Source organism: Streptomyces sp. NPDC007971 (genome assembly GCF_042958635.1).
Classification (GTDB): Bacteria; Actinomycetota; Actinomycetes; order Streptomycetales; family Streptomycetaceae; genus Streptomyces.
The window spans coordinates 167,063-184,300 of record NZ_JBIBJK010000011.1; the positions used below are offsets into that span (position 1 = coordinate 167,063).

At 67.6% G+C, this 17,238-nt stretch carries 21 protein-coding genes and 1 tRNA gene; 4 read left to right on the top strand and 18 right to left on the bottom strand.

The window, feature by feature from the left end; translation table 11 throughout:
- Window positions 1–84: 84 nt before the first annotated feature.
- From ACFZCP_RS24095 to ACFZCP_RS24135, 9 genes are all read right to left on the bottom strand, one after another.
- Window positions 85–2,202 (bottom strand): ATP-binding protein, encoded by a 2,118-nt coding sequence (locus ACFZCP_RS24095; protein WP_391429822.1) that lies wholly within the window; start codon window positions 2,200–2,202, stop codon window positions 85–87.
- Between the two features lie 97 nt (window positions 2,203–2,299).
- A complete protein-coding gene (locus ACFZCP_RS24100) occupies window positions 2,300–2,599 on the bottom strand; it encodes a hypothetical protein (RefSeq protein WP_391430075.1) in 300 nt (99 codons plus the stop codon).
- Between the two features lie 2 nt (window positions 2,600–2,601).
- Window positions 2,602–2,772 (bottom strand): pRL2-8, encoded by a 171-nt coding sequence (locus ACFZCP_RS24105; protein ID WP_391429825.1) that lies wholly within the window; start codon window positions 2,770–2,772, stop codon window positions 2,602–2,604.
- Between the two features lie 2 nt (window positions 2,773–2,774).
- Window positions 2,775–3,092, bottom strand: coding sequence for a hypothetical protein (locus ACFZCP_RS24110; RefSeq protein WP_391429827.1), 318 nt, complete (start codon window positions 3,090–3,092; stop codon window positions 2,775–2,777).
- A gap of 1 nt (window position 3,093) precedes the next feature.
- Complete coding sequence (locus tag ACFZCP_RS24115; RefSeq protein ID WP_391429829.1) at window positions 3,094–3,486, bottom strand: RRQRL motif-containing zinc-binding protein; 393 nt, start codon at window positions 3,484–3,486, stop codon at window positions 3,094–3,096.
- A complete protein-coding gene (locus ACFZCP_RS24120) occupies window positions 3,483–4,607 on the bottom strand; it encodes a conjugal transfer protein (RefSeq protein WP_391429831.1) in 1,125 nt (374 codons plus the stop codon). Before ACFZCP_RS24120 ends, ACFZCP_RS24115 begins: the two co-directional genes overlap by 4 nt.
- On the bottom strand, window positions 4,607–5,269 hold the full coding sequence (locus tag ACFZCP_RS24125) for a diguanylate cyclase domain-containing protein (RefSeq protein ID WP_391429833.1): 663 nt from the start codon (window positions 5,267–5,269) through the stop codon (window positions 4,607–4,609). The genes ACFZCP_RS24120 and ACFZCP_RS24125 overlap by 1 nt, the downstream gene beginning before the upstream one ends.
- Window positions 5,266–5,535 (bottom strand): DUF6284 family protein, encoded by a 270-nt coding sequence (locus tag ACFZCP_RS24130; protein ID WP_391429835.1) that lies wholly within the window; start codon window positions 5,533–5,535, stop codon window positions 5,266–5,268. The genes ACFZCP_RS24125 and ACFZCP_RS24130 overlap by 4 nt, the downstream gene beginning before the upstream one ends.
- A 137-nt stretch (window positions 5,536–5,672) precedes the next feature.
- A complete protein-coding gene (locus tag ACFZCP_RS24135; RefSeq protein ID WP_391429837.1) occupies window positions 5,673–5,849 on the bottom strand; it encodes a hypothetical protein in 177 nt (58 codons plus the stop codon).
- A 595-nt stretch (window positions 5,850–6,444) separates the two neighbouring features.
- Between ACFZCP_RS24135 and ACFZCP_RS24140 the strand changes: the two genes are divergently transcribed.
- From ACFZCP_RS24140 to ACFZCP_RS24150, 3 genes are all read left to right on the top strand, one after another.
- Window positions 6,445–6,828, top strand: coding sequence for a GntR family transcriptional regulator (locus ACFZCP_RS24140; protein WP_391429839.1), 384 nt, complete (start codon window positions 6,445–6,447; stop codon window positions 6,826–6,828).
- 153 nt (window positions 6,829–6,981) lie between these two features.
- Entirely contained in the window at window positions 6,982–7,767 is a 786-nt protein-coding gene (locus ACFZCP_RS24145; protein WP_391429841.1) for an aminotransferase class IV, read from the top strand.
- 119 nt (window positions 7,768–7,886) lie between these two features.
- Window positions 7,887–8,732, top strand: a complete 846-nt coding sequence (locus ACFZCP_RS24150; protein WP_391429843.1) for an SUMF1/EgtB/PvdO family nonheme iron enzyme — start codon at window positions 7,887–7,889, stop codon at window positions 8,730–8,732.
- 166 nt (window positions 8,733–8,898) lie between these two features.
- On the opposite strand, the gene ACFZCP_RS24155 is transcribed toward ACFZCP_RS24150, so the two are convergent.
- On the bottom strand, window positions 8,899–10,302 hold the full coding sequence (locus tag ACFZCP_RS24155) for a hypothetical protein (RefSeq protein WP_391429845.1): 1,404 nt from the start codon (window positions 10,300–10,302) through the stop codon (window positions 8,899–8,901).
- A gap of 3 nt (window positions 10,303–10,305) precedes the next feature.
- Window positions 10,306–10,872: a hypothetical protein gene (locus tag ACFZCP_RS24160; protein ID WP_391429847.1), complete on the bottom strand. Its 567-nt coding sequence runs from the start codon at window positions 10,870–10,872 to the stop codon at window positions 10,306–10,308.
- A 168-nt stretch (window positions 10,873–11,040) separates the two neighbouring features.
- Here ACFZCP_RS24160 and ACFZCP_RS24165 point away from each other — a divergent pair.
- Window positions 11,041–11,145 (top strand) — tRNA-Ser (locus ACFZCP_RS24165).
- A 135-nt stretch (window positions 11,146–11,280) separates the two neighbouring features.
- On the opposite strand, the gene ACFZCP_RS24170 is transcribed toward ACFZCP_RS24165, so the two are convergent.
- From ACFZCP_RS24170 to ACFZCP_RS24200, 7 genes are all read right to left on the bottom strand, one after another.
- Window positions 11,281–12,657: a tyrosine-type recombinase/integrase gene (locus tag ACFZCP_RS24170; protein ID WP_391429849.1), complete on the bottom strand. Its 1,377-nt coding sequence runs from the start codon at window positions 12,655–12,657 to the stop codon at window positions 11,281–11,283.
- A gap of 57 nt (window positions 12,658–12,714) precedes the next feature.
- Window positions 12,715–12,900, bottom strand: a complete 186-nt coding sequence (locus ACFZCP_RS24175; protein ID WP_391429851.1) for a helix-turn-helix domain-containing protein — start codon at window positions 12,898–12,900, stop codon at window positions 12,715–12,717.
- A 162-nt stretch (window positions 12,901–13,062) separates the two neighbouring features.
- Window positions 13,063–14,310 (bottom strand): DUF3631 domain-containing protein, encoded by a 1,248-nt coding sequence (locus tag ACFZCP_RS24180; RefSeq protein WP_391429853.1) that lies wholly within the window; start codon window positions 14,308–14,310, stop codon window positions 13,063–13,065.
- A gap of 190 nt (window positions 14,311–14,500) precedes the next feature.
- Complete coding sequence (locus ACFZCP_RS24185) at window positions 14,501–15,427, bottom strand: bifunctional DNA primase/polymerase (protein WP_391429855.1); 927 nt, start codon at window positions 15,425–15,427, stop codon at window positions 14,501–14,503.
- Window positions 15,424–16,155: a DNA methylase gene (locus tag ACFZCP_RS24190; RefSeq protein WP_391429857.1), complete on the bottom strand. Its 732-nt coding sequence runs from the start codon at window positions 16,153–16,155 to the stop codon at window positions 15,424–15,426. The genes ACFZCP_RS24185 and ACFZCP_RS24190 overlap by 4 nt, the downstream gene beginning before the upstream one ends.
- Window positions 16,156–16,245: 90 nt before the next feature.
- Entirely contained in the window at window positions 16,246–16,695 is a 450-nt protein-coding gene (ssb, locus tag ACFZCP_RS24195; protein ID WP_391429859.1) for a single-stranded DNA-binding protein, read from the bottom strand.
- Window positions 16,696–16,716: 21 nt separating this feature from the next.
- A complete protein-coding gene (locus ACFZCP_RS24200) occupies window positions 16,717–17,178 on the bottom strand; it encodes a hypothetical protein (RefSeq protein WP_391429861.1) in 462 nt (153 codons plus the stop codon).
- Between the last annotated feature and the right edge of the window lie 60 nt (window positions 17,179–17,238).

Here is a 17,238-nt window from a genome sequence, read left to right on the forward strand (position 1 = left end):
GCTGGTCAGGGCCAGGGAGGCGGGGCAGGGAGGGGTTGAGGGAGTTCTCCCTGCCTCCCTGCCCCGGGAGGGGTCGGCTCCCTGCTATCCGGCGGCGGAAGCGGAACCGTCCGCGTCGCGCTCGGCGAGGGCGCGGGCGAGGCGGTCACGGCTGACGACCATCACGCCGTCGGACTTGTACGGCTCGGCCCCGGTGCCCTCCAGCACGCGGGTGAGGTTGAGGAACGACCAGCCGCCGTACGCCTCCGGATTCAGCGCGGCGAGGCGCGGGAGAACGTCCTTCGTCCGCATCCGCGCCGCGTCGCCGACGACGGCGGCGATGTCGGCGAGCGGGTCGCGCTCCTCGCCCCGCTCGATGGCGTGCACGGTGGCCACACCGTCCCGGAGGGCCTTGGCACGGTCGGCGATGGCGGCGGCCGTGTCGTTGTCGATGTAGTGCGTGCGCACGGTGATGGACGCCTGGCCCTTGGGGATCTCGATGCCGTCGGAGGAGACGACAAGGGTTCCCTTGTCCAGGCCGGGGCGGAGCAGGTGCGGGGCGGCGCCACCGTTGACGGCCTTCTCCCCGAGTGCCATGACGGCCTGCGACTCGGTGCCCAGAGCGAGAGAGGCGCGGGTGTGGGCGCCCTCACGGACCAGCTTGGGAAGGTTCTGGTCGGTGGGGTCCTGCGTGCCCTGCCACAGCAGGACATTGACCGCACGGCCCTGGTTGTGGATCTTCCGGCAGGCCATGAAGTAGCGGGAGGTCTGGCTGCTGCCGCCATAGGGCCGCTTCTCGTCGTCCTTGACCGGGCACATGAACGCCACCTGTGCTTCGTCCACCAGCAGGATCAGCGGCGGGAACGCGGTGCCGGGCGGGGCCTGGAGACGCCGGTTCATCTCCTGAACGCCGTCCTCGACCATCTCCGTCGCCTGGATGACGTGGTCGTCGGTCGGCCCCTGGATGAGCACGCTGGCCAGGCCATCGAACATCGCCCAGTCCCCCACGCCCTTCAGGTCAGCAATCCGGAACTCCACCGTGCGGTCCAGGGCCAGCCACAAGGCGAGCGCGCGCAGCGCGGCGGTCTTGCCCTGGTTGGACATGCCGGTGACCAACACCATCCGCTGGAACACGCTCAGCAGGGCAGCATCCCCGCGCAGGTCCTGGCCCCAAGGGGCGCGGCCCTTGGTGTAGTCGGCGGTCAGGGTCTCGTCGGTGACCAGCGGCGAGGGGCCGATCGGTTCGTCCAGCGCGCCGGAGTCAGCGACCCACAGGCGCACGGTGCGGGCCGCTTGCGGGATGGTGATGAACACCTCGTGCTCGTGCCGGGACAGGTTCTCGGCGAGCTTGCGCCGCTTGTTCTGCACTTCGATGGTCGACACCCCGGACGGCAAGCTGACGTCGACTTCCACACCGCACCCGGCGATCACGATCGGGGACAGCATGGAAGCACCGGCGTCGCCCATCTCCGTGATGGCCTTGCGCAGCGCGGGCACCCCGAGGTCACGCAAGGCCTTGACCACGATCGAGGGCGTGATCGGCTCGCCCTCACCCGTGCGGATGCTGGCCGGCAGCGCCCATTGCGGTGCGGCCTGCTGGTGGGCACCGACCGACCACAGCGCGAGCAGCGCCAAGAAGGGGCCGATCGTCAGGGCCGGGCCCCACACCACCCGAACAATCGTGATCATCAGGTTGATGAACCCGATCACGGCCATCAGCGGCGTGACGACGTCGGTGGCGTCCTTGGTGGCTATGGCCATGGCGATCCCGAGCAGGACCAGACCGCCGATGCCCATACCAGCGCTCACGGCGGCGCCCTTGGCCACGTCCAGCGGGGAGTGAATCAGGTCCATGCGGCGGCGGTGACGGGCCTCCCGGTAGCGCTGCCCCCGCTCCTCCCACTCGGCGGCAGCCTCGTGATTTCCCGCAGCTTCCGCCGCACGGAGCATGCGTTCGTAGCGGGCCGCGGTGCGGCCGTCCCATGCACGGCGACCGACGATCTTCGCGCCGCCGAAGACGTAGAGGGAGTGCCGGGCGACCCCCCGGGCGGCGGCTTTGGTGGTCTCGTGGGTGACGGCCGTCTTGATGGCGCGGCCGGAGCGCACCCACACCGGAACGGTCGCGGCCGGTGCCGGGTCGGGGACCACGGTCAGCCGGGTCACCGTGGCCGGTTCGGCAGGCGGTTCGGGGCTCTTGTGCAGGTGAACGACGGTGTCTCCCATGACGGGAACTCCTGACTGCCCCAGGGCAGGGGCGGAACGCTGAGGAAGGTTGGGGAGCGGCCCCGCCCGGCGTTGGCGCGGGCGGGGCTTGACGGGCTCAGCGGCCGTTGCGGGCGCGGTTCTCGGCGTGGCTGAGCTGGGACGGGTCGATGCGCGGGCCGTCGAGCCAGCAGAAGGGGCGGATGCCGTCGGCGGCCGTGAAGACGCGGATGGCGGCGCCGGGCGGGGCGTCGGGGAGGGGGTAGACGCGGCCACCGTCGAGGGAGGCCAGCAGGCGGGCGCCGTGGTGCTCGCACCCGGCGGCCCCGGCGTTGACCTTGTCCAGCACGGTCACCACGACCGGACCGACGCAGGGGGTGGGGTCTTCCGGGTGCGCGGCGGGGCACCGGCGGTCCATGCTCACCACCACGTCGACTCCTTCTTGGGCACGATGTAGGGGTGGCCGTTGCGCATGTGGTCCACGCACTGCGGGCAGTCCTCGCGGGGGCCGAGGTGGCGGTGTGCGCGCCGGTCGTGGGCGTGCTCCCAGCACTGCGGGCACTCACCGGGAGGCGTGGGCTTGCCAGCCATGGTCACCACCACCCGGAGGACTTCTTGGCGGCCTTGGCGGTCGCGTGCTCGGTCACGATTCGCTGCCGGGCCTTCTGCAACGCGGCGATCTCGGCGGTCAGCCGGATCTGCACCGCCTCCCACACGGTGTCCAGCTTCTGTTCGGCGCGGGCGGTGTTCTTGCCACGCATGACCCGGTAGGAGCCGCCGGCCAGAGCGGCGAGGACCTGGCGCCGCTCGGAGCCGGTCAGCGGCCACATCTCCTGGTTGCGGACCGCTTCGAGCTTGCGGGTGGTCTGCAGAATCTCGCGGTCCAGGCGACGGGTGTCGGGCTTGCCCATGTCAGGTACTCCTCGGGGCGTCGGAGTGGTCGGGGTAGGCGCAGGGCGCGCAGGCGCCGAGGGAGGGCGGGATGACGTATCCGGCGTCCCGGCGGCAGTGGGGGCAGGTGCGGCGGGCGCGCATCATCGCTGCGTGCGCGTGCCATCGGGCCGGGGTCATCGGTCTCACCGGGCGGGCGAGGCTGACCCGGTACAGGTACGCGGTCAGCGGCTCGCGGCGGCGACGCGGCCGCAGCAGTTGTGCCGCGACGTCCTGACCGCCCGGCCGCAGGCCCCGCGCTCGGAGTTGGCGGCGGGTGGCCAACCCATCCGGGGCCAGACGCCACGGGTAGGTCGGGACGCCGAACCGCTCGCCGGTGGGATCGAAGCAGTCGGCGAGCGTCAGCCGCGTCACGCGGCCACCGGCCCGGCGCTGGTGTCGGTGCCGTGCTCAGCGCGTTCGGCCTTGAGCGTGTCGCGCAGCGTACGGGCCTTGGCCGGTGCGGTACGGACCGCCTTGCGGATCGCTTCCGCGGTCAGTTCCTCATCCGCCCAGTCGGCCGTCGCCTTGCGCGCCTCGGTGAGGAGTTCGTCCGCCGTGCGAGTCGGTCGGGACGATCGAGCTGCCGCCGGAACCCGACCGGTCGGCCTACGGCGCGGCCGGGCCGGGACAGAGGCGGGAGGCTCGATCGGCAGCACTTGCTCACCCGCGACCGCTTCCGAACTGGCCCGTTCGCCGTCGACCGGGGCCGGGTCGGCGGGGGCCGATTCCCGCAGGTCAGGGGTGGACTGATTTGCATTGACCTGCGATATTTCATCCTGGTTTGCGGTCACGGTGGGAGCCTCCGGGGTCGCCGTCTCGATCGAGTCGACCGGGGGGCTGTCCGGGAGTGCGGTCGGGGTGGCGAACATCGCGGCCAAGGCCGCGTCCGCCCCGCTGGTGAACCGCTCGCGCTGCACGTCCAGCAACCGCAGGCTGAGCGCGTGATCCCCGTGCCCGACCTTGGCCGCGAGCTTCCACGACGCCTTATCCGCCCTCTCGCGGGCCTTGGAGGCGGGGTGGTTGGCCGCGACCGCGCACTGATAGGCCAGTTCCCGGACCACGGCCGCCGCGCGGGCCTCGGCTTCCGCGTCGCGGCCGTCGGTGTGGACGACGATCCGGCGGGCGAGAAACGCCATCCCCTCGGCCGAGACGCACATGCCCATCGGGGTCACGGCGTAGATGACGGTCCGGCCCGGGTCGGGGCCGGCCATCGCGGCCATGACGGACGCGGCGACGGGCAGGGCCCACAGCCCGATGCGGATGATCCGGGGCGAGGACTGCCCCAGCATGGTCAGCCCGAGCAGCACGATCGCCAGCACCGCCGTCGCACCCTCGCCGGCAGCGAGCGCACCGAGGGCGGTTCCCCGGCCGTAGGCGCGGCCGATGTTGCTGTAGGTGCCGATGCCGCCGATCACGCCGGTGGCCACCATCGGCGAGAACGCGGCCGTCAGAACGGTCTTCTGGGCCTTGGACAGCGGCTTGCGCTCGCTCATCACGCCTCCCCCTTGCGGGTGCCCGGCCGGCCGTGGCGGCGGCCGTTCACGGTGGGCAGCGCGGGCGCCGTCTCATGCCGGGGGGCGATGCTGACGCCCCCGCCCTCCTGCTTGATGCGGTACATCTGCTCGTCGGCCAGCCGCAGCAGGGCCGACAGGTCGGCGGGCGCGCGCCAGTAGCGGGCGGCCCCGATCGAGACGTGCACGTCGATGTCCCCGCCCGGGAACGGCACCGGCCGCTCAAGGCCGTGGAGCAGATCCAGGAGCTTCCCGTTCAGGTTCTCGGTGACGGTGGCGGCCGCACCGCACACGTCGGTGACGGCGGCGAACTCGTCCCCGCCCAACCGGCCGGCCACGCCGTGGTGCCCGGCCGCCCACGCGCCCAGCCGCATGCCGGTCGCGCGGATCACCGCGTCTCCGGCCGCGTGGCCGCGGGTGTCGTTGATCTGCTTGAACCAGTTCAGGTCCAGCACGAGAACGGCCCGCTGCTGCCCCTTGGACAGGATCTTGCGGGCGCGCTCCTCGAACGCGTCCCGGGTCCACAGCCCGGACAGCGGGTCGTGGCGGGCGGTCTCGATCCGGCGGGTCAGCCGCAGCGCGTGAACGGACCAGCCGGCCGCTAAGGGCAGGCCCGCGGCGGCAGCAAACATCAGCTCACTCATGCCGCACCCCCCGGCAGGCTCGCCGCGGTGCTGCGGTTGGCCAGCGCCACCCGCTCGGCCAGCACCCGGGCCAGCGCGCGGCGCGTGCGCCGGGTGTCCAGCTCGGTCGGCGTGCGGTCCAAGGTGATGATCTGTGCGTCGAGCAGGTCGACCTCCGCCAGGATCAGCGGCATCTCCTGCTCGATCGCGTCCAGTTCCGCGTCCGTCGGCTCCATGAAGTCGGCGAACGCGGTAACAGCGTCCTGAACAGTGACGATGTGTTCCACGGGTCGTGGTTCCTCTCAAAGGTGGAACGGCCCAAACAGCACCCCCGGAGCTGCAACTCCGGGGGTGCACGCCGTTAAGGGGGGATGGTCAGACGGAGCGGGAGATACCGGCGATGCTGTCGCGGGCGTAGTCCTGGCTAGTAGCCGCCGTTGACCTCGCGGATCTTGACGTTCTTGCCGTGTCCGTCGCGGAGGCGGACGAGCGTGAAATAGTTGCCGCCGACGTCGGTGATCCGGTGCGGCTCGCCCTCGTGCTCGACGTCGGTGCCGACCTGGTGGACGTTCGGGTGCTTGGGGTTCGTGATGCGGCGCATGGGATCCCCTTCGAGGGTCGTTGGACGGGAAGGAGTGGGGCCCGGCTTCATAGGAGGTGCGGGAGGGGCCTCATCAAACGGGCAGGCCACCGATATGAAGCCGGCGCCCTGCCCGCATGACGAGTGACGGGCAAGCCCGTCACTGTCATCTCGCGGCTCCGTACGCGCCTCGCTCCCTTTCGCTAGCGACGGGCTTCCCCGTCTGGCCGGCGCGTGGTCACCGCGCCACTCAGTCGTCACTCGCTGAGTGGAAGCGCCCATCCCTTGCGGGTGTCATGGACCGGGTGCAGCCCAATCACCGGGATCCCCGCGATCCGGTCCCTGGGTCTACGCCCGAGGGTCAGACCAACGGCTTAGCCGATGACACCGATCGATCCGTGAAGACGACGGACTTCTACGTCTCCCCTGCCGCTCGAACCGCGTGTAAGCAGGTCCGGCGGGATCCCTCTTGGTGCGAACGTGCAGGCCAAAAGCGCCTTAGCTGAAGCGACCTAGGTCGCTTTCCGTTGCCATGAAAGCTACCTAGGTCGCTTTGGGTCGTCAAGCGCTCCCCGCGACCTGATTGCAAACGACCTAGGTCAAGTACGCTTTCGGGGTGGACTCACAGCCGAAGAGGAAGCCCAACGCTCGCGAAATCGCAGCCAGGATCAGAGGCGAGATCGCCGCAGGGACGTTCGGACCGGGGGATCGCCTCCCTGGCGCGCGGGCCTACGCCAAAAAGCTCGGTGTGGCCCTGATGACCGTGCAAAACGCCTACGCGCAACTCCAGGAAGATGGGTTGGCCGAAGGGGTCGCAGGGAGCGGCACCTACGTCCGCGACCCCGCCTCCGGCGAGCAGGGGCCCCGCGAGGCCGCGCAGCGCCTGACCGAGCTGCAGGCTGAGGTCGTGCGCGTCTCGACCGAACTCGCCGGCCTCGTCGAGCGCGTCAAGCAGCTTGAGGCGGTCGTGGGCCCCACCGAGGGGGAGCCTGGCGCTTAGCGTCTCTCGCGGTCCGTTCGTCATCATGCTCTTAGCGTGTCCCGCCGAGCGCCCCGTGAGTACGTACTCCCGCCGCCCCTGCACCGAACTAATCCGAACTTTGGCTGTCTAACAGGGTGTTGGTGGCCCGTCAGTGACTGCAAGACTGGCCGCATGGCTGAACTGAACGGAAAACCGGTCACCCTCGACGAACTCCAGAGCCTCGCCCTGACGAACTACGGGCACTTCACGTCCATGCGCATGGAGGACGGCACCATCCGGGGCCTGTCGCTTCATCTGGACCGGTTGGTACGCGACTGCCGAATCGTCTTCGGCGTCGAGTTGGACCGCGAGCAAACGCTGAGCTACATCCGTAAGGCAGCCGAGGGCGTTGCCGGGATCGCTGGTCTCCGCGTCACAGTCTTTGATCCCGCGATCGACATGGGACGTCCCAGCGATGCCAAGGAGCCCCACGTTCTGGTGAACTTGCGGCCGGCGGGAGCCATGCCCCCGCCCCCGCTCACCGCCAAGTCCTTCACCTTTACGCGCGACAGCGCGGCCGTGAAGCACATCGGTCTCTACTCGCAGCTTCGGATTCGGCGTGACGCACAGCTCGCCGGGTTCGACGATGCGGTGTTCGTCGAACCGGACGGCCGTATCTCGGAGGGCGGCACGTGGAACCTCGGTTTCGTCAACCAGGACGGGACGGTTATTTGGCCAGATGCCCCCGTTCTCCCCGGTACGACCATGCTCCTGCTCCAGGGCCTGGACGCTCCCAAGCAGGTGACGGCCCCGGTACGGCTTGCCGATGTCCCGAACATGGCCGCCGCATTCGCCACGAACACGACGATCGGCGTGCGCTCCGTGAGCGCACTCGACGACGTGCAGTTCCCTCAGGACCACCCCGTGCTCGATGCACTGCGCGACGGGTACGCCGGGATCCCCGGCGACCGGCTGTAGCCGAGTGCCGCTGCCCCCGCCAGGGCGGCGATTCACGACAGAGGTAGCCCATGCCACTCGTTACGAAATGGACCGGACGTGAAGTTAAGGCACTGCGTGAAGCCGTACGAATGAGTCTCATGGAGTTTTCCGAGAAGCTCGGGGTGTCCGATCGCATCGTCTCACGGTGGGAGGGAGACGGCGAACAAGCCAGCCTGCGCATGGTGAACCAAGCGGCTTTGGACACCCTGCTCGCCAAGGCCGACCAGGATGCTCAGGGACGCTTCGTTGGCATCCTTGCGGCGGACGACATTCCCACCCAAGCAGTCATCGAACCTGATGAAGATCAGACGAGCAGCGGCGAGTACGTGAAGCATCCCGGTGACGGGAAGCTAATGGCGCATGTTCCAGAAGGGATCTTTCTGTCAGGGGAGGACGACGATCCGGTGTGGGTGGACGAATTCCACATCGACACCTTCCCGACGACGAACGCGGACTACGCACGGTTCTGCGCGGCCACTCGGCACCCGGTTCCTGAGCACTGGGCGAACGGTCGATGCCCGCGTGAGTTGTATGACCACCCGGTTGTGCACGTGACATGGCGCGACGCCAATGCGTACGCGACATGGGCAGGGAAGTCGTTGCCAACAGCTGAACAGTGGGAGAAGGCGGCGCGCGGTACCTCCGGCAGGATTTTCCCGTGGGGGGACCAGAAGACTGCCGCGAAGTGCAACGTTCGAGAGACCGGCGTGGAGCGTACAACGTCCGTCTCTCGATACCACAGCGGCGTTTCGCCTTACGGGGTCTACGACATGGTAGGCAACGTGTGGGAATGGCTTGCAACGCCAACCGTGCCAGGGCGATACGAACTCCGTGGGAGCGCCTTCACGAGTCCGTTGTTCCGGGGTGTACCTGCCGTTCCCAACGATGCCGACGACACAATGCATGATGATGACACCGGGTTTCGTTGTGTCGGCGGTCTCTGACCAGATGTCCGTCCGTTCGGCATGACTGGTGAGAATCTCTAGGCTGCGGCCAATTAGTCGCTGGTCTCAGCCTATGACGTTATTCGCTGGATGCGTGGCCGACCTATGTTGCGACCGGTGTCCCTGACTACTCAGGCGGAGCCCCCAGGCTGCCACCTTTGTTATTTCACCAGGGGAATCGTTTGTCTTCTGTAACGAATCGCCGGAATTCCCTAAGCGTGTTTGGTGAGGCTTGATAAAGAAGATCGAGCCCTAGGTGGGCTAAGATATGGAGGCTAATGGCCACTCCTACAGACTCGACCGTAGAGCGGTCAAAGTCTACTTCAATATTTTGGCGAGACCTGGGCCATCGAAGCTCGACAGCCATGACCCGAGCGAACTCCCCGAGCGCCTCGGAAAGCGCCTGCATGTCCATGGAATCGCGCAGGCCTTCAGTAGTGCTGCTCCGAATCCGAGTTTTGCTTCCAGGGGAGGTGAATTCGATGCCTTCAATTCCGTACTGATCAAGGCGATGCTCAATTTCGAACCAGCGAGGAGCGATTCCCAGTTCGGTCCGGTGGGCAATTTTGCGTCGGTCGTCGACGAACTTGAAGTCCACCTCGCCGCATCGTAGATGCAAGTGGGAGTCCATGACTTCCCAGTAAGGAGGCCATTCAAGGTTATCGAACAAGTTGGGCTGGCTTCTGTCGACTGCCGCACCGCGCGCATTGATGCGGTCTAGATTTGCGTTGACCAGTAGGTCAAGATTCCTGCTGCGTTGCCAGTGCTCCAGCTCCTGCAAGTGCCCTAGCGTCAGATTCTCTCCGAGATTCCGCCAGAAGTCATTATTGATCACGCCTTCCAGTGAGAGCAGAAAAGGAAGAATCTGCGTTAACTCTCCCGAGGATAGGGACGTCACTGTTTCGTGAGTCCCGGGAAAGTTGTCCGCGTCGCCACCCTGGCTAACCCACATGACTTGCATGACGCGCTCGATGCGCGAAGAGAAGGCCGGTGAGAGGTGGTCGTTCATCGCCCTGACGCTAGCCGAGACCTGAGGCCTGTCTAGCCTTGAGAGCGCAGAGTCAGCGAAAGAGACAGCGCGCTGTACCGCCACGGCTGAATCGCCAACCAGATATCCCTTTCCGCCCTGCAGCAAGGATGCTTTGAGCATCTGAGTTACAGGGGTGCGGGCGTCTTCCCTGGAAATCGACTCTAGCGTCGATGTGCTTGACAGAAGGCATTCATCGTACTCATAGGTCGCGGGTTCTGACTCGTGAGGGGCGCGCCCCCCAGCGGCAATGGCGATGAATGCTGGAGAGTCTTCGTGAAGACTTTTCAAGTCCCTTTGAATCAAGGGCGTATCGACGCTGAATCTCAGATAAATGTCACGAGTGGGTCGCTGCCCACCGGAACCCCAAGTTAATACGAAGTCGGGGATGAAGGTGTGATTGAAGTAATCCGTGGACTTGATTTCGGTTTTTGGGTCCAAGGATTGAAGTTCGCGGGCGACCGCATGCTTAACGTCTCGCATCGCCGCTTCGGGAGACGCCTGGTGGAGTGCATTCTGAATCTGGGCGTCAATCGTCTGCATGCTTTACGCCCCCCTCGTAATGAAAGAGCGAATGTGGCCCAGGTACTCCCGTTTCATCATCAGCTCTTCTTGTCGTTCCGATAAGACAATGAGCCATAGTCGGTTGGCTAGCAGCTTGCCGATTTCCGGGTCGTAGTCATCCTCTCCGAGTTTAGCGGGGTAGTCCTTAACTGCTTCCTGGATCGTAGCCTCGTCGCACAATTTGGTCCACGCCCCCATGGCGAATGGATGCCATGTTATCCACATGAACTCACACTCTCGATCAAGGCCGTCTTTTATCATCCTGGCCGTAGCCGAGTAGCAATCGGTCAAGTACTCGCGATACTTGGGTCCTTGATTGTCGCTCGTGTAAGCTTTAATTTCCGCATAAAACGGGTTCTTCTTTTCGTTCTCGAAATAGCCAGCTACGTCCCAGGATTCGTGCTTCCCGTTCAGTAGTGTCAATGTCGTCATCTGCGGCGCTTCGTAAACAATCCAAGGGGCGTTCACGCGCGTGGTGCTCTCCAGCCACGCTTGCGCGAAGTAGGCGCCCTCACGGCCCCGTTCCTGCTGCTGTTCACCTGCCGCCATGGAGTAAGTATGGGGACGCCGGCGCCACTGTCACCAGGGCGATCTAGAAGTTGCTTTGAGTAATGCTCGGGCCAGCGATCGTGTTCCTGTCGCGACAGTCGACATGGCCGTGCCGATCACGCGCTAACCCTACTGGTGGGCCATGTGTGGGACAGGCGGCCCCTCTTGGGAGCTGAAACAGTGCATGACCAGGGCATTCGTTCTGCACGCTTGACGGTCTTGAAAACCGTCGTGGCAGCGATGTCACCGTGGGTTCAAATCCCACCGCCTCCGCAAAGGTCATGAGCCTTGCAGGTCAGAAGGGGTGTCTCTCGGGGAGGGGCACCCCATCTGCATGGAACCTGTCTCACCGTGGCTCGCCGGTATCCCACCTCTGATCAGCGCGTGCGGCCAAGCTGCGGCCAAGAATCAAGAGCCCTCGGCCCCCTCGCCGTGCTCTGCCAGTCCCTGCTCGATCAGCGCGTTCATCTTGGCTTCTTCGCCATCCAGGACTTTGGCGTAGTACCGCTGGAGCACGGCGACGCTCTGCCCCGCGCGGCGGGCTGTCTCGGCGAGGCTCACCCCGGAGCGGAGCCAGAACGACACACACGCATGCCGCAGGTCATAGGGGATGGCAGCGAGCGGAGACGCCACCTGCGGGGCAGTGAGCGCCTTCCTACGAGCCTCCTTCCAGACCGCGCCGTACTCCTGCGATCGGATCGGCCCGCCTCGCACGGCGCTGAACAGTTGCCCCTCAGCCGAGGTCCCGAACGCATCCAGGTGGGAGCGCAGGATGGAAACAAGAACCGGCGGGATGGGCACCGGACGGACTGCCCTGCGTGCCCGGTGCTTCAGCTGCCGCTCCTCGTACGGCTTGCCATCGTCCGTCCACGCAGAGCCCACCTGCGGGCGGGCTCCAACGAGCAGGAGCCGCCCCCATCCCTCGGCGGGTAGCTCGCACTGATCGGCGCTCAGCATGGACACCTCCTCTGGCCGCATGGCCGCGTAGTAGATACACGCGAAGAACGCGACCAAATGGGCGCCCCGCGGACCCTGAGCGTGCACGGCATCCAGCAAGGCCCGCGCCTGTGTAGGAGTGGCGACGCTACGCACATCCAGCGCCTCTACCGCCTTGGGGGTCTCCCAGTGCACGCGGTGCAAGGGGTTGCCGGGCAACAGCTCGTGTTCCACGGCAAGACGCAGGCAGTTACTCAGCACCGCACGGCGCCGCCGAAAGGTGTTCGCGGCGGCCGGCTTGCCGTCTTGCCGCTGCGCCAGGTGTTCCAGCACCGCGCGCATCCGTTTGGCGCTGTCCAGGTCGACCACGGCCGGCGCGTTGCGCTCCACCCACGTCAGCGCCCTAGCCTCAGCTTCCGGTGGAGCCTGGTCGTGCCTACCGGCGTTGAAGGCCCACTGATAGAGGGCTCGACGCAACACGTCATTGTCCGGACGCCCCTTCCCTGGCGGGCAAAGAGCCATCGTGGCGATAGTCAGGCTTTCGGCGATGCTCGCCCGGTGCTTCGCTGCCGCAGTCGGCCACTTCCGCGCAGCGTGCGAGCGGGCGTGGGCGTACCAGCTCGTGCGGTTCCGCTCACGCAGCTCCGAGACAGGAAGACCGGTCTCCGTGTCGAAAGGCTCGCCTTTGCGAGTCGCGGTCAGTAGCTCCGCGCGGCGGGCGTCCGCGAGCGTCTTGGTAGCGAATTTTTCCTGGAACTCCTCTCCAGCAACCAGCCAACGAAGCTGGAAAGGTGCGGCCTTGCTGGCGCGCTTACGGATGCTCCAAATGCGCACGTCATAGCTGTGCATCGTGCTCCCTCATGGGCAGGGGCGCCGCCACCGCGGCGCCCCTCGTATGCGGTCAGGTCAGGCAGCGATCTCGTGTTCGGCCCACCACGCGTCCAGGTCCCTGCGGCGGCAGCGGATCTGACCGTTCGGCAGCTTGATCAGCTTTGGCGCCTTGCCGCGGGCGCGCAGGCGGTAGAAGGCAGCGCGGCTCATATCGATCTCTTCGAGGACTTCGCGGAGCTTGAGCTTCTCGGTGCCAGCCAAGGCGGTAACTCCTTTGTCGTCTCTCTTCTGGGGGATCCGCCACGTCCGCCACGCCGCCACATCGCAGGTCAGAGCCTTGATCGTGTGGCGGATAGCGATTTTGTGGCGGATAGGTGCCGCCACACCCCTGGGTGGGTGTGGCGGCCAGGGGCGGCCAGCCGGTCAGCCGGTGAGGGTGGGCTGTGTGGCGGTTTCCGCGGGCGTGTGGCGGATGCTGGTGGCGTTATCCGCCACGGATTCACCCCCGTTGACCTGCGGTGTGGCGGACGTGGCGGACGTGGCGGATTTCTCGGGGGGTGGGGGGCAGTAACGCTTCCACGCGTCCGCGAGATCTTCCGCGTAGTAGCCCTTGGGGAAGCCTGAGGGGGTCCTGATGCCGCGCGGCTTGATGGGCTTGTTGTTCGGCGTGACGTACTGGCCCAGCAGCCGGGCAAGGATGCGCGCGTTGACCGGCTTTTCGTCCAAGTCGCCCCATGGGCCGTCGTCCATGCGGAGAAGGCCTTCGATGATGGCGGCAGTGGGCATGCGGTCGGCGCCGCAGAACACCTTGTCGCGCAAGTCGGTCAGCAGCCGAACCCCCAGGGAGGCCTCGTCGCCTTCCTGCGCGGCGTGGACCAGCTCCAGGCAGGCAACGCGGGCCCGCTCCGGCCAGTGCCCGCCGGCCGCGTCCGCGACCGCGAGTAGGGGTTCCCATACGTCGGCGGGCCGGTCGGACACGCCCTCGGGCATCTCGGGCCAGGCTTCGGCGACGGCTTCGCGGACGGTGTCGGCCCACTTGGCGAGCCGGTCGCGCAGTGCGTGGCCCTGCCTCTCGTGCGTACGGCGGCGGTAGGGCTCGACCTTCTCGTTCGGGGCCCGCTTGCGCATGCGGATGATGACCGAGCGGGTGAGGATCGTGTCGGGCAGGGAGCCGAGTCCGGCCATGGCGACGGCGCAGAACGAGGAGAACCAACCGGCGTTCTGGTTGGATCCGTCCCCGACACACCGCAGCGAGTTGCCGCCGCGCCGGTAGCCGGAGTTGAGGAACCCTCGTACCTCTTCGTTGCCGCCGGCCTTGGGTCCGAACACGGTGTCGATCTCATCGAAGAGCAGCGTCGGCATGCCCTCGGTGGCCTCCACCAGCCGGAACAGGGCGTTGGCGGACGCGTTGACAGTGATCGACGCGTTCGGGGTGAGGGTTTCCACGATCTCCAAGGCCCGGGACTTGCCCGACCCCGGTTCGGGGCTGAGGAATGCCAGGCGGGCGGTGCCGTCGAAGGCGTCGATCAGGTGGGCGTGTGCGTCCCACAGGGCGACGGCGACGTAGGCGGCTTCGGTGGGGAAGACGTTGAAGCGGCGATGGAAGGCTTCCACCTCGTCCAGCAGGGCGGCCCCGTTGATGGACGGTTTGGTGGGCGGGGTGCCGGTCATGCGAGGGTCCTCCCTTTCTGGGGGATCCGGGACGTACCGAGGTATCGGGAGGCGGGGGGAAGAGATGAAAGGACGCCTTCGGCGTCGTTCTTTCGGGCGCCCACCGGCCGTTCAGGGCCCGGCTGTTCGGCGCTGTACGGGCCGTCCAGGGGCCGCGGGAGGCAATCCAGGTGGGGGGAGGCGGGGCTGGTCATACGGCTTCCCGTGGTGTGGCGTGGGCGAGGATCCATTCCATGGCGCTGCGGATGGTCGTGCGGCACTCGGCCGCGGACAGTCCCGTCGATTCCCCCGCCGCCTGGATTGCTTCTTCGACCGTGTGGCGGGTGATGTGGCCCCAGGCGACGAACCGGGCCACCTTGCAGGTGCTGTTGTGCAGCGTGTTGTTCCGCCCGTCCGGGCCGCCCTCGGTTGCGGCCCTGATGACGTCGCACTCCCGCTCCAGCGCGGTGCGGGCGGCCTTGGTGCCGTCCCCCACCCTGGTGTGCGCGGCCGCGGCCGCGGGTTTGGCCGGCTCGGTGAGCAGGGCGGTGAGCCAGTCGGGCAGCGAGGCGACGGGGGCCGCCTCGGCGACCTCGTAGGCGCCCTGCGGGGTGGTGCTGCCAGCAGCGACGACGTAGCCGCCCCACGCGCGGGTGTCGATGTGCGGGGCGAGCCGCTTGACGCTGCACTTCAGCCGTGTGCCGGGCGGGGTGGTGTAGTACAGGTGCTGTCCCCCGCTGGGGGTCCGCACCTGGTAGGTGAGCGGGGTGGGCTGTCCGGCGCGCTCGCAGAGCGCCTTGAAGGAAGTGGCGCCGTCAGGCGCTCCTTCTTGCTCTTCCGTCTTCGGCACGTCCAAGTCGACCACCAGCAGTCCGGCCGGTCCGGTGGCGATAGCGACGTTGTAGGGCCGGTTCGCCCACGCCAGTTGGATCAGTTCGGGGTCGGTGGTGGCCCGCTGCTCCGGGGTGCGGTGCCCACCGGTGCAGCGTCCGGTGGCGGGGCAGGAGCGTTCGGGGTGGCCGGCCGCCCGCTTGGTGCCGGGGTGCAGGGGGATGACGGGCCAGCCGCGCTCTGCGGAGCACAGAGCGGCGGCCAACAGGTGCAGGTGCTCCAGGACCACGGTCGTCGGCTCGCTCATGCCGCCGCCTGGAGGTTCTGGGAGGCGAGGAAGGCGCGGCCGATCCACTCGGTGTAGGCCGGGGGCAGGGCCTCCCGCAGGCGCAGGTGGTCCGTGGACCAGTTGATGCCCTTCGCCTGGCGGATCTCCTCCACGGTGGCCTTGCCGCCGCCCTGGCCGTACGCGGCCACGTAGGGACCGTCGTGGTACTCGCCGTGCCTCCACCCGCGGACCCGGCCCCGGTGCTTGGGGTGTGCGGGCCTGAGGGCGGTCCAGCGGCCGAGTTCGAAGTAGCGGTGCATGAGCACGGCGAGGCCGAACTGTTCCCCGCACAGGCGGATGTCCTTGCGGACCTCGGAGCCGGCCACGTTCTCGATGACGTACGGGCGGCCCGTCGCCTCCAGCGCCGCCCTCACGGGTTTGATGAGCCGGGGGTAGGTGCGGCCGATGGCGGCATTGCGGGCCTTGTTGGTGCCCTTGGTCGGGGCGCCCTCGCCCTGGCAGGGCGGGGACACGTGGATGAAGTCGAATTCGTGGCCGTGGGCGCGGACGAACTCCACCACGTCGCCCTGGTGGAAGGCGTCGCCGCAGTAGTCGGGCTGTGGTTCCTTGTCGACGCCGGTGATGTGACAGCCGGGGAAGGCGCGCCGGTAGCCTTCGGTGCCGCCGCCGATGCAGCAGCAGCCGTCCAGGACCTGTAACGGCCGGTTCAGGGCGAACGCTCGCCCGATGAGGATGGATTGGGTCATGCTGGGAGACCTCCACAGGTCTGTTGATGGCTGGTGGACAAGGGCGGCCCCGCATTCATTGGCGTGAGGTGGGGGCCGCCCTTGGCGTAGCTAGAACGGGGGTTCGTCGCCCGGTTCCGCGGGGTTGCCTGCGGTGTTCCACGGGTCGTTGGCGGCCGGGCCGGACTGCGTGGCGCGCCGGGGGTTGATGGTCACGGTGGTGAAGCGGACGGATGCGCCGATGTCGTCGATCTCGACGGCGAGCATGGAGCGCTTCTCGCCTTCCGGGGTGGTCCAGTCGTGCTGTCGCATCCGCCCGTTGGCCACCACCCGGGAGCCCTTCTTCAGGCTGTCGGCGACGTGTTCGGCCAGGGTGCGCCAGGCGGCGCAGCGGTAGAACGCGGTGGTGCCGTCCTTCCACTGATTCGCGGTGCGGTCGAAGGTGCGCGGGGTGACGGCGATCGTGAACTTCGCGAGGGCGGCGCCGCCCTCGGTGAACTTCATCTCGGGGTCGTCGGTCAGGTTGCCGATGAGGGTGATCGGGGTCTCTCCGAACGACATGCTGATATCTCCCTGCGTTCGTCAGCCGTGGAAGTGGCTGCGCTTGATGACGGCCTTGCGGATGTTGACCGTGGTCTCGGCCGCGCCGGAGGTGGCGGCGCGGGCGGGGGTGCGGAGGGCGAGGGCGATGACGGCGAGCCAGAACAGGACGCCCGAGCCGAAGCCGGCCGCGGCGTTGATGACCTCCCCGGCGCCGTAGCCGATGCCGGCCGCGAGGGCGCCGCCGCCGATGCCCGCGGCGACGAGCCGTTGGGCGAGTGGGTCGAGCAGCGGCAGCGGAGTCAGGTCGCGCGGCTGAGGCATGGGTATCGGGGGCGGGGCGAGGTGTTTGGGCATGGGGACCATGCGGCCGTAGGCGTCGGGCACCCACACCACCGGACCGCGCTCCGCGGACAGCTCCACCGCGGCCGGCATCGTGTACGGGACGGGTTCCAGGACCATGTCCTGGGCGGGGGTCTGGTAGGGCTGAAGGGGATGGTTCACGGGTCCTCCAGGGCAGGCAGAGGCCGCCCCCACGCCTGAATGCGTGGTGACGGTGCGTGA